Source organism: Acinetobacter sp. NIPH 817, from assembly GCF_000368405.1.
Lineage (GTDB): Bacteria > Pseudomonadota > Gammaproteobacteria > Pseudomonadales > Moraxellaceae > Acinetobacter.
The window spans coordinates 2,625,037-2,636,663 of record NZ_KB849420.1; the positions used below are offsets into that span (position 1 = coordinate 2,625,037).

The following is an 11,627-nucleotide window of genomic DNA, read 5'->3' on the forward strand; positions in this document are numbered from 1 at the left end:
ACTTTTAAAAAGTCCTCGTATTACCGTCATTTTTTGGTAGAGCATTCTCGAAGTAAAGTGCAATCGGCTTTTCGGTTTAAATACAATTGTAATAAGTAATATTAGATATATGTAATTAATCTACTAGATACTTATTGTCATAAGCAGTGTGCCTTAGCAAATACTGCTTATAGATTAGATTGATTTAATTGTGTATCCATTTGAGATGAATACACTCCAGATAGATTAGCCAATATCCACTCTACGCCTACCCTAATGGACATTTCTAAACGATGTCCATAGGGAGAGCATTTACCTCATGACGCCTGATACGTAATTAATTATTTGTATGTAGGTATACTATGAAATCTCTGAACAACACAGCTAAACCAATTCTTCCACCTATCGCACAGTTCTCAGTTGCAGATAGAGATGCATTCCTAGAACAGCTCAAGGAAGATTTTTCAACTCATGAGTACATGACAGAAAACGGTAAGATTAAAATATTCAAAACGAGTATAAACCCTGAAGTTGAAAAAATGCTCAGTCGTGTTGAGTTCATCAAGTATTTTGAGAAAGAGCGCCCAATCGCTACTCTTAAATCTGTTCAAAGTTTTAAGGGCAAAGAGCAACTACGTGTTGAATATGCGAAGGATATTCCACTTTTGCTTAAGTGCCAGCTTACAACAATCTTTGTGTCTGCTCACTCTGGCAATTACAAGATGGGCATAGAGTTACAGGCCTTTAAGGATTCATTCTTAGAACTTTCAAAGGAAGAACAATATACCCTTTATGAATTTTCTCTGATCAATCAGTGTTACACATCTGAACAGGCTCAGGCTTATGTTGCAGCTTTAATTAAATTTCAGAAGTTGTTTGCAATAAGAATGAGCAGTGCCTCAATTCGTAAACAACTTTCGAATCGTGCTAGTAATCGACGCCGTTCTAAAGAGCGTTGTGTTGAGCTTGTAGAGACTCTACTCAAGATCCATTCTCGAATCCTTGTTGTTCGAGTAGACCTAGGATTAATACGCGATCCAGCTAAGCTTCAACAGCTTGCTATCTCAACTGATTTTGCTCAGGCTGAACATGATAGTGAGTTTATGCAAGAGTCTTTTATTCGGTTCTATGATGCATCTAAGCATAATCAGCTTAAGCAAGCGCTCGGGTATATCCTGCGTATTGAACACACCCCAACCAAGGGATTCCATGGACATCTTTATTACTTCTTCAATGCCAATGACCATCGTGAGGACATCACGTGGGGGCAATATATTGCTGAGAAATGGAGGGTTGCTACAAACAATCTTGGGACTGCTTTTATCTGCAATATGAAGAAAGATGAGTACCGCTATCGTGCCTTAGGCATTTTGGAGTATACCGACCATGAAATGCTTAAGAATCTCAAGGCTACGTTTGACTACATATGCAAAAATGATCAGTACTTCGCCTTTACTAATGGAGAACAAATTCGGAGCTTCCGAACAAGCCAAATACCAAAAGTTCCTGCTACCAAACTTGGCCGTCCACGCAAGTTCGAGCAACTTAACCTACTAGACTCTGATCAGTCAGATGATGCTCAAGTAGGAGGACAGTAACATGACTAAGTACGCATCAGATGCTTTACTTGCAGCTACACATTCGTCATGCAGCATTCAACCTATTTGGGCTTACGATCTGATTGGTTCTGAGAAGTCAGCAAAAGCTCTTGGGAGATCAAAAACTACAAGCATGTTTGCAAAACAAAATTCTCAAAATAGTAATCAGGCATTATCTCTCAGTAAACCTGTTGAGTTGATTAGATCAGCATATCCATTAGTGACAGGCTCCCCTGTCACTAATGGGATGTTATCTGTTCGACTAAAGCCAGAGAACGAATTGTTTATTCAGTTTATTAAACATATGGGGCCTATGCTTAATGGGGGGATTTACTGCCACGATCAGTATTTTTCTAATCAAATTACGGGCTACCAATATATGCTCAACACTAGGCAGTTTAGTGAGGATTTAACAGCTTGGAATACAGAACAAAGTCGTGCTGAAGAGTTATTTGATTCGACAATGAAGGTTCTATTCAGAGACTACGCAGGCTTCGAAACACATGAGCTATATTTGCCAATGCTATTTACGCTTTCAGCGAATACTCCAATGTATTCGAAACAACAATATTTAGATCAGCAGAAAAAAGAGATGATCGCCATTTTCCTTAATGAAGGTGGAAATAATGAAATTATTGCCGTATTTTCGAAATGGGAACTTACACCCCAAGGACAATTAGCACTTAGGCTGGTGTTTTTACTGGAACGCCAGTTCATAGATGATCCTGTTGGTTCTTCTGATGAAAATGCTTTCATTGCCTTACGAGGTAATCTGGAAGGCCTATTTAATTGCAAAGCATATCCTGTATCTATGCCATTAAACGGGTTTATGCAAACTAATCATTTTTTTAAAAGTGATCCAAGGTGCAAAGATCTTATTAAGCTGCTCAAAACGTACCTGATAGGCAGTGATGCAGTCCTTCGAATTTGGGATACACAGTCCAATTTTGATGTGTTGTATTCAAAGTTTAAAACTAACTAGTTAAGAGGCTATTTCACAATGGGTGCATTCCAGTTAAACACCGCTGATTACCTATTTATGAAATATCGCTCTATGACTGTCGAATTAATGAGCATAGTACAAGACTACTATCCTCACTTAAGCAAGGCAGAGGCGCTGAGAAAGGCAAATAATCAAGAGTTTCCTTTCTCTGTCTTTAAAATAGATTCAAGCAAACGCGCACCATTTCTGGTGCACGTTAAAGACTTGGCTGATATCTTAGATAAGAAGTATTCTGAAGCTGCTAAAGACTTTGCTACGTTTCATCAATGAGGCGTAGCACCTCTTCCAATTGAATTACATTTCGCCTTGACTTCACAGAAACATACCGCTGTAAGCTCCCCCAAGAATCATGCAAACTTACTTTCTGAATTTCAGGAATAGTAAAACTTTGTTCTGCAAGTCTCGTACAACCTTCATGTCTCAAATCATGAAAATGTAAATCCTCTATTCCCAATATTTTACATGCTTCGCGAAACTCTTTTCCTATGCTTTTGGGATTCAAAGGTAATAAGAGTTGTTCATCATATCCTAATCGAAGCATACGACTCCGCACTTCATTATCTAATAAAAGTTCAATTATTGTTTTACAAGGTTCCAACACATCAAAAGACTTGTGATTACCTTTAGAACCGTTCGGATTTTTCAAATCATGAACTTTCCATGAAGAGTTGTAAGAATCATAATCTTGCAGCCATAAGCGTGTTAACTCTGCTTCACGTCTACATGAAAAAATTGCGAACCAAATAATTAAATGCATTGGATACTTAGTACCGTATTTATTTAACTTCCAACGCTCAGCAAAAAGTTTTGTTAAAGCAATTAACTCTTCCTTTGTAGGAAGCCTATCTCTCACTTTACTAGACGAGATTTGACGAGTTTTTCTAAGCTGTGCTGTAGCTTTATCGAAGTTACTTAAATCAACTTCCATACCCCACATAACAGATGCATGAGATAGAACACCTCTAATATGTAAAAGCTCATGCTGCTGTGTACTTGTTGCAATAGGTTCTAAACCAAGATTAGGCACGCCTCTTCGTCTTAGAGCCACATGCTCAGCCAAATGTATCGAATGTATTTTTGTGATAATATTGCGCGCAATTGGCAACTTCTTAATTAAGAGTAGAGAATAGCGTTTCGTCCTGCCGTACTCGCTCCCAACTTCATCCAAATATTTATCTATGGCATCTGACAAAGTTAGATCAATCAGTTGTTCTTTGCCAAGTAAAATGTCTGGATTTTCTTGAATCTCAACTTCTCTTTTTTTAAGCCAGTTTTCTGCCACTTTTTTTGAATAAAATGTTTTGCTTTCAGAATAAGCAGGATAACCTTTTTTGTTGATCCGGATAGCAGCTCGGTAACTAACACTTCCATCTGCACTTTTTCTGGCAGTAATTGACCCCATAATTTTACACCATGAACCATTTTTTTCATTATGGTGTAAATTCTGGTGTAAATGCAAACCGATTAACGCAGCTAAACATGAGTTCCCACAGATTCAAACAGGTTGCAAAACACTGATTAAAGGTATGATTTTTAATGACTATTAACAAAACCATTGAAACTATTAAATCTCCAAGAATCAGTGTAGCCCCAATGATGGACTGGACTACAAAGGATTATCGATTCTTTGCACGCTTGTTTAACCCAAATGTTGTGCTCTACACAGAAATGGTAACTACAGGTGCGATTCTTTTTGGCGATGCAAAACGTCATTTGGACTACAGCGCACAAGAACACCCTATCGTATTGCAACTTGGTGGCTCAAATCCGCAAGAGCTTGCGACCTGCACAAAAATGGCTGAAGACTGGGGTTACGATGAAGTCAACCTCAATGTAGGCTGCCCAAGTGATCGTGTACAGAACAATAAAATCGGTGCTTGCTTAATGGCAGAGCCAGACTTGGTTGCTGAATGCATTCATACCATGCAAAAGGCAGTAAAGATTCCTGTAACAGTCAAACACCGTATTGGTATCGATGACATGCAATCTTACGAAGAGATGCTTGATTTCGTAGATACTGTTGCGGCAACAGGTTGTACTTACTTCGTTGTGCATGCTCGTATCGCTATTTTGAAAGGTCTATCTCCGAAAGAAAACCGTGAAGTTCCACCTTTACGCTATGAAGATGTTTATCGTTTAAAACAAGAGCGTCCACATCTCACCATTGAAATTAACGGCGGAATTAAAACGTTTGCTGAAACTCAAACACATTTACAGCATGTTGATGGTGTCATGATTGGTCGTGAAGCCTACCACAATCCCTACTTACTTGCGGAAATGGGTCAGCTTTGGAATTTAGAGGCACCAAATCGATTCGATATTATGGAACAAATGCTGCCATATATTGAACAACGTATGGCTGAGGGTGCTCCGCTCTCAATCATTACCCGTCATATCTTAGGTTTATTCCAAAACTTGCCAGGTGCTCGAAAGTGGCGTCAGGCGCTAAGTGGCGGAAATGCAAAAACTTTAGGTGATGTAGAACAGGCTATTAGCAACATGCAAGCAGCTATAATTCGTACCGAGGAATATTTAAAAGAGCAGCAAGCTTAAGTTTGTGATCGCCTCTTAAATTGTAAGAAAATGTGGCATTTTAAATCAGAGACTTAGATTTTGAGTATATTCGCAAATGTTGAAGCAAAATATTCAAATTTAAGCTCTGATTAATTATTTTTTATAATGATATCAATAATTTAAATTTCACTATTTTTAATCACTCTTTTGGTGAGCATCTTTTTACTCCAAAGCAGACACCTCTGGAAAAAAGATATGTTATTACATAACATAAACAAAACTTTTAAGGTACGCCGATTAGTATCTCTGAACGCCACAGGTAGGTGGTGATTTTTTTAATATGGATATGAGTAGCACGGTAGAGATTTCACGATGATTATTTATGACGGACAAGTAGCTGATAATTACATGTATCAGGATTCAAATCAGGCAGCCATTGTTGTATCCCACAGCACCCCAAGCCTTCCTTATCCTTTCACCATGAAACCCAATAATCATCAAACAGAAACTTCCAATACTCCCGCTATAGATATTGATAAATTTGTAGAAAAATTAGAAAGTGTTACCTCTAGACGCAGTAAAGCTCGTTGCGCACGTAGTATCCGCCTTGCACTAGAATCTGCTGGTGCCAATGTCGAAAATCACCCTATTGCAGCTTCAGATTGGGGAGATACCTTAAAAAAGATTGGCTATAAAGAAATTAATCCAGCCTTTGATGAACCACAAGAAGGTGACATCTATATCATTCACAGAACCCGTAACCATGTTTATGGACATATTGCTGGATATACAGGAAGTGAATGGGTCTCTGATTTCAAACAAAATAGTTATGATGTCTATAAAGATGATAGCGTTACTTACACTTACTATAGATTAGCCACTTAATCATTTTTCTAAGATTGAAAGGTTTGATAAATGAGTTCAGCACAATGCTGAATCAATTCATCATGATCTTTTCTATAGACCAATAAAACTTCTGAAAGTGACAAATGATCTGCCAAAGGTAATAACTTTACTTGGTTAGGCAAAATTTGCTGAAATTCTTTAGGCACAATACTTACACCTAAATTTGCAGCCACAAGGTGTAACTGTGAAATCTTACGTGACTGGATTGGAGCTTTTTGTGGGGTAAATCCTGCGGCTAAACATAGATTTGAAACTAAATAGCTTAATCCACCTCTTTTAGAATGTGGTGTAGAAACAAAGTATTCTTCTTTTAAATCTTTAACTTCCAACTTCTCTTTATTTGCAAATTTAGCATGATCAATATGTACAGCCACCATTAAAGGTTCTTCATATAATTTAATAATATTGACGTCATCTAATGTTTGCCGAACTGGTGGTCTAATCAAACCAATATCAATTTTCCCATTTAGTAAAGCTAAAATCTGGTGCTCAGATGACAAGGTGTTTATCTCAAAATTTATATGTTTGACTAAGCTAATTTCTTTTAATATTTGAACCTTTTTATTATCCATGACAATACTGCTCGAGTGAGCAATTTTAATCTGGCGATTTTTTCCTTCTGCAATATTCCTAGAAACTCCAATGATCTCATTTAAATAATGCATATTATCTTTTATTTTTTTATAGAAGACCTCTCCCGCTGTCGTCAGTTTCACTTTCTTATCAGCACGATCAAATAACTGAAAATCAATTTCTTCTTCTAGCAATTTAATTTGCCGACTTAAAGCAGACTGAGCTATGAATAGCTTTTCAGAAGCCGCGGTAAAGCTTCCTTCTTCAACAATTTTTATAAAATATTGGAATTGTTTTAACGTGAGCATTTCTATCTCAAAATTAGATCATGAGGTCTATTTTCTATATTAGATTAGATAGATTGCCTTCGCTAGAATTTTATAAAGACCATTCACTTGATTGAATTATTCATGAAGTATTTAAAAGGTTTAGCCATCTTCACCGTTATTGTTCTAATTTTATGGTGCTTTAAATTTTATGATCAACAGCTCCCAACACAGCCCCATCACGACAACATAGAGTTATATGATTAACTTTACTCAAAAAACAAAAGGCATGTACTCACATAAGCGCATGCCTCTTCAATATTTAAATCACGCTTTCTTTAAATCGAGTTTCTTCAAAACTTCAGCCACAGCAATCATAGCAAAGCTTGACGTTACTACTACCGCTGAACCATAGCCACCACAGCGTAAGCCAGCCGATGGGCAAACATCTGCACTCGAAAATGGATTATCGATTGAATAAACACAAGTAATACCAAATTTCTCTTTCGGCTTTTTACAGATCCCACGAGCACGAAGTTGACTACGTAGCTTCGCTAACATTGGGTCTTGTTCTGTTTTTGATAAATCAGCCACACTGATTTTAAGCGGATCAAGCTTACCACCAGCTCCACCCGACACAATCAACGGAATTTTATTAAAACGGCAATGGAGCATTAAAGCCAACTTTGCTTTAACGTCATCAATACAGTCCAAGATAATATCGGGTACAGGGTTTAACAGCGCTGTGACATTCTCTGGTGTTAAGAAGTCATCAATAATATTTACTTTAATACGTGGGTTAATTTGGCGACAACGTTCCGCCATAATCTCAACTTTTTCACAACCTAGAGTTGATGTCATTGCAGGTAACTGACGGTTCACATTTGATGCTGCAACCACGTCCATATCGACTAACGTGATCTCGCCAACACCTGTACGTGCCAAAGCTTCTACCGCCCAACTACCGACACCACCAATACCAATCACCATCACATGACTTTTTTCATAGTGTTGGAACGATGAATCACCATAAACTTTGGCTACACCTGCAAAACGGCGGTCATATTCATCTTGTTGGAGATCGGTCATTGCTACTCTTTGGGGATATAAAACATGGGAGGTATTTTACCTCAATCAATTGGTATCGCATATCTTTTACGATATTATGAGTGGGAAAAGCTCCTTAGAACTTATTAATAATGAATCAAGAATTTAATCAAAAAATTATCTTATGTATTCCTGGTATTTGGGAAAATCATCAAGCTCTATTACATGCCCTACTTGTTAATAAAACTGGATATATTTATGCGGGCTCAATTATTAAATCTTTAACAAACGAATATTACGGTGAAGTTGAAGAATATGGAAATGATCCAAATGTCAGTGAGGTTTTTAGATCATTTAGTCTAGGTCGTTTTTCTGAAAGCGAATTAAAAAAAATTGAACAACATAATATGGTTATTTATGTTGTTTGTGATGGCGGATCAATAGAGTTAGCACAACAAGCTCTGTTAATAGGTCAGGCCCTCATGAAAGCAGGTGGCTTAGCAATTAAAGTTGAGACTTCGGGTCTTACACACCTTAAAAGCGATTGGCTTAGCTATAACGCTGAAAATATATTAGATCTATTTAAAGCCTTTATCCCTATTATTTCTGATGATAATTTACTCTACTCTTGTGGAATGCAGCAATTCGGTAAACCAGATGGATGTATAAACCTAAAGGTAGATCAAGCATCCTATATTTTGAATAACTTCTTGTTATATCTTCTTATAGAAAACCCAGAGTTATTAGAAAATCAAACTTTTTCGGCTGATGAAGAATCAGAACCACTAAAGCTTTCCCTAAAAGCATCTAGCGATTTTTTTGATGTAGATTCACTATATTTTAATCCATTCGATGTTTGGGTACTGACGTCATCATTTAGCTGGAAGAAATTATTTAAATTTAGTTAGATTTTCATAAAAAGAAACCCCATATTTTACGGGGTTTCTTTTTTAACTAACCAGCAATCAAATTCCGCAGTACATAATGCAAAATACCACCCGCTTTAAAGTACTCAACCTCATTTAACGTATCAATTCGACATAACACATTAAAGTGGCTGGCGACTCCATTTGGCCCTTTTACATCAACCTCAAGAATTTGATGAGGCTGAACGCCATCAGACAAACCTCGAATTGATATCACCTCATGACCAGTTAAGTTGAGAGATTGTCGAGTTTGCCCATCAACAAACTGTAATGGCAACACGCCCATACCCACCAAGTTTGAACGGTGAATACGTTCAAAGCTCTCAGCGATTACGGCTTTCACACCTAATAAATTTGTTCCTTTGGCAGCCCAGTCACGTGAAGAACCTGTTCCGTATTCTTTACCAGCAATAATCACAAGCGGTGTATGTTCTTGTTGATAGCGCATTGCGGCATCATAAATAGCGAGCTTTTCACCACTTGGCACATGAATGGTATTACCACCCTCCTCACCACCAAGCATCTCGTTTTTAATACGAATATTGGCAAAGGTCCCGCGCATCATGACTTCATGATTACCGCGTCGAGAACCATAGGAGTTAAAGTCTTTTGGCTCAACACCTTGCTCTTGTAAATATCGACCTGCCGGACTGTCTTTTTTGATATTACCTGCTGGTGAAATATGGTCAGTTGTTACCGAGTCACCAAGCACTGCCAAGATATTTGCCTGTTCAATATTTTTAATTGGTTTTGGCGGTTCACCAATGCCTTCAAAGAATGGCGGATGACGAATATAGGTCGAATCATCAGCCCATTCATAAGTTTTACTTTTTGGAATCTGAATTGATTGCCAGCTTTCATCACCATCAAATACCGCAGCATATTCTTTATGGAACATGTCTGTATTTACTTTCTGTAAAACGGCATCAATTTCTGCCTGACTTGGCCAGATATCTTTTAAATAAACAGGTTGCCCATCTTTACCTTGCCCAATAGGTTGCGTAGTCAAATCGGTACGAATATTACCAACTAAACCGTAAGCAACTACCAAAGGTGGCGAAGCAAGCCAGTTCGTTTTAACCAAGGGGTGTACGCGTCCTTCAAAGTTACGGTTACCAGAAAGTACTGATGCAACATTCAAATCATGACATTGAATTGCGTCTTCAACTGGTTCAGGTAAGGGACCTGAGTTACCAATACAGGTTGTACAACCATATCCCACCAAGTTATAGCCCAACTCATCTAAATACGGCGTAAGCCCAGCAGCTAGCAAATAGTCAGTCACGACTTTAGAGCCTGGTGCAAGAGAGCTTTTCACCCACGGTTTACGCTGCAAACCTTTTTCAATCGCTTTTTTAGCAAGCAGACCTGCTGCCAGCATTACACTTGGATTAGAAGTATTGGTACACGATGTAATAGCTGAAATAACAACATCACCATGATTTAATGGATAGGTTTGTCCTTCAATCACGCAAGAAGGACTTTCATGTTGAATATTTGCTTTCTTTGCCTCGACCGCAGTACCGCCACCGCCTTCATTTTCTAAACGTTCTTTGGCTTCCTTGGCTGGTTTTAAAGTTAACTCCATCAGCGCATTAAACGTTTTTGGTACTTCTGATAAAAGCACACGGTCTTGAGGGCGTTTTGGACCTGCCAGACTTGCCTGAACCGTACTCATATCAAGACTTAAAGTGTCTGTAAAAACAGGTTCATCACCTGCATTTCGCCATAAGCCCTGTGCTTTGCTATACGCTTCAACCAGTTCAATACGATCACTTTGACGACCGGTTAGTTTCAAATATCCCAATGTCACTTCATCAATTGGGAAGAAACCACAAGTCGCACCATACTCTGGTGCCATATTGGCAATAGTTGCACGGTCAGCAAGTGGTAAATCAGCTAAGCCGTCTCCATAGAACTCTACAAATTTACCCACGACACCTTTTTGACGAAGCATTTGAGTAATGGTCAGCACCAAGTCAGTTGCAGTAATTCCTTCTGGTAGTTTTCCTGTCAATTTAAAACCAATGACTTCAGGAATAAGCATAGAAATCGGTTGGCCCAGCATAGCTGCTTCAGCCTCAATCCCCCCTACACCCCAACCCAATACACCTAAACCATTAATCATGGTGGTATGTGAATCTGTACCCACTAAAGTATCTGGAAAAGCAAAAGTCTGACCGTTATCTTCACCTAGCCACACCGCTTGAGCCAAATACTCTAAATTGACCTGATGGCAAATACCTGTGCCCGGTGGCACTACACTAAAATTATTAAATGCAGATTGCCCCCAACGTAAAAATTGATATCGCTCACCATTACGTTGCATCTCGATTTGTACGTTTTCTTCAAAGGCCTGATCATCGGCAAAATAATCCACCATTACAGAGTGGTCAATCACCAAATCAACGGGAGATAAGGGGTTAATTTTTTCAGGGTCGCCGCCCGCTTGTGCCATCGCTGCTCGCATTGCAGCTAAATCAACCACTGCTGGCACACCCGTAAAATCTTGCATTAAAACCCGCGCAGGACGATATTGAATTTCCTGATCTGAGCTACGGGTTTTTAGCCATTCTGCTAAAGCATGGATATGTTCAGTTTTAACGCTGTGCTGATCTTCAAATCGTAATAAGTTTTCCAATAATACCTTTAAAGATTTCGGCAGTTTGGCAATATCCCCTAGCGTTTTCTCTGCTTGGGCTAAGCTAAAAATCTGATAATTGCTGGAACCTACTGTTAGCGTCTGTAAAGCATTAAAACTATTGATATTGCTATACTTAGCCATTGGGTTATCCTCCCATGTCTGGCAATGTTA

11 protein-coding genes are annotated in these 11,627 nt (G+C 38.5%); 7 read left to right on the top strand and 4 right to left on the bottom strand.

The window, feature by feature from the left end; genetic code table 11:
* The first annotated feature begins 341 nt into the window (after window positions 1–341).
* The 3 genes from F968_RS15980 to F968_RS15990 are packed head-to-tail and all read left to right on the top strand — an operon-like array spanning window position 342 to window position 2,850.
* On the top strand, window positions 342–1,577 hold the full coding sequence (locus F968_RS15980; protein WP_000838814.1) for a YagK/YfjJ domain-containing protein: 1,236 nt from the start codon (window positions 342–344) through the stop codon (window positions 1,575–1,577).
* 1 nt (window position 1,578) lies between these two features.
* Window positions 1,579–2,559, top strand: coding sequence for a hypothetical protein (locus F968_RS15985; protein ID WP_000170392.1), 981 nt, complete (start codon window positions 1,579–1,581; stop codon window positions 2,557–2,559).
* An 18-nt stretch (window positions 2,560–2,577) separates the two neighbouring features.
* Window positions 2,578–2,850, top strand: a complete 273-nt coding sequence (locus F968_RS15990; protein ID WP_000500676.1) for a pyocin activator PrtN family protein — start codon at window positions 2,578–2,580, stop codon at window positions 2,848–2,850.
* Here the strand turns inward: F968_RS15990 and F968_RS15995 are convergent.
* Window positions 2,834–3,982, bottom strand: coding sequence for a tyrosine-type recombinase/integrase (locus F968_RS15995; protein WP_000534873.1), 1,149 nt, complete (start codon window positions 3,980–3,982; stop codon window positions 2,834–2,836). The genes F968_RS15990 and F968_RS15995 overlap by 17 nt on opposite strands.
* Before the next feature lie 134 nt (window positions 3,983–4,116).
* Here F968_RS15995 and dusA point away from each other — a divergent pair, with 134 nt between their 5' ends.
* Complete coding sequence (gene dusA, locus F968_RS16000; protein WP_004794629.1) at window positions 4,117–5,133, top strand: tRNA dihydrouridine(20/20a) synthase DusA; 1,017 nt, start codon at window positions 4,117–4,119, stop codon at window positions 5,131–5,133.
* A gap of 333 nt (window positions 5,134–5,466) precedes the next feature.
* Entirely contained in the window at window positions 5,467–5,979 is a 513-nt protein-coding gene (locus F968_RS16005) for a hypothetical protein (protein WP_004794631.1), read from the top strand.
* An 8-nt stretch (window positions 5,980–5,987) separates the two neighbouring features.
* Here F968_RS16005 and F968_RS16010 read toward each other — a convergent pair whose 3' ends face one another.
* Window positions 5,988–6,887, bottom strand: a complete 900-nt coding sequence (locus F968_RS16010) for a LysR family transcriptional regulator (protein ID WP_081399567.1) — start codon at window positions 6,885–6,887, stop codon at window positions 5,988–5,990.
* A 96-nt stretch (window positions 6,888–6,983) separates the two neighbouring features.
* Here F968_RS16010 and F968_RS20000 point away from each other — a divergent pair, with 96 nt between their 5' ends.
* Entirely contained in the window at window positions 6,984–7,106 is a 123-nt protein-coding gene (locus F968_RS20000) for a hypothetical protein (RefSeq protein ID WP_081399568.1), read from the top strand.
* A 60-nt stretch (window positions 7,107–7,166) separates the two neighbouring features.
* On the opposite strand, the gene F968_RS16015 is transcribed toward F968_RS20000, so the two are convergent.
* A complete protein-coding gene (locus F968_RS16015; RefSeq protein ID WP_004794638.1) occupies window positions 7,167–7,928 on the bottom strand; it encodes a tRNA threonylcarbamoyladenosine dehydratase in 762 nt (253 codons plus the stop codon).
* A gap of 110 nt (window positions 7,929–8,038) precedes the next feature.
* On the opposite strand from F968_RS16015, the gene F968_RS16020 reads away from it, so the two are divergent.
* Window positions 8,039–8,794, top strand: a complete 756-nt coding sequence (locus F968_RS16020; protein ID WP_004794639.1) for a DUF4261 domain-containing protein — start codon at window positions 8,039–8,041, stop codon at window positions 8,792–8,794.
* Between the two features lie 46 nt (window positions 8,795–8,840).
* Here F968_RS16020 and acnA read toward each other — a convergent pair whose 3' ends face one another.
* A complete protein-coding gene (gene acnA, locus F968_RS16025; RefSeq protein WP_004794641.1) occupies window positions 8,841–11,597 on the bottom strand; it encodes an aconitate hydratase AcnA in 2,757 nt (918 codons plus the stop codon).
* Window positions 11,598–11,627: the final 30 nt, after the last annotated feature.

Excerpts from the sequence above, each read along its gene's own strand:
- F968_RS16020 (WP_004794639.1), top strand. The coding sequence starts at position 8,039 with ATGAATCAAGAATTTAATCAAAAAATTATCTTATGTATTCCTGGTATT.
- F968_RS20000 (WP_081399568.1), top strand. The coding sequence starts at position 6,984 with ATGAAGTATTTAAAAGGTTTAGCCATCTTCACCGTTATTGTTCTAATT.
- F968_RS15995 (WP_000534873.1), bottom strand. The coding sequence starts at position 3,982 with ATGGGGTCAATTACTGCCAGAAAAAGTGCAGATGGAAGTGTTAGTTAC.
- dusA (WP_004794629.1), top strand. The coding sequence starts at position 4,117 with ATGACTATTAACAAAACCATTGAAACTATTAAATCTCCAAGAATCAGT.
- acnA (WP_004794641.1), bottom strand. The coding sequence starts at position 11,597 with ATGGCTAAGTATAGCAATATCAATAGTTTTAATGCTTTACAGACGCTA.
- F968_RS15980 (WP_000838814.1), top strand. The coding sequence starts at position 342 with ATGAAATCTCTGAACAACACAGCTAAACCAATTCTTCCACCTATCGCA.
- F968_RS16015 (WP_004794638.1), bottom strand. The coding sequence starts at position 7,928 with ATGACCGATCTCCAACAAGATGAATATGACCGCCGTTTTGCAGGTGTA.
- F968_RS16005 (WP_004794631.1), top strand. The coding sequence starts at position 5,467 with ATGATTATTTATGACGGACAAGTAGCTGATAATTACATGTATCAGGAT.
- F968_RS15985 (WP_000170392.1), top strand. The coding sequence starts at position 1,579 with ATGACTAAGTACGCATCAGATGCTTTACTTGCAGCTACACATTCGTCA.
- F968_RS15990 (WP_000500676.1), top strand. The coding sequence starts at position 2,578 with ATGGGTGCATTCCAGTTAAACACCGCTGATTACCTATTTATGAAATAT.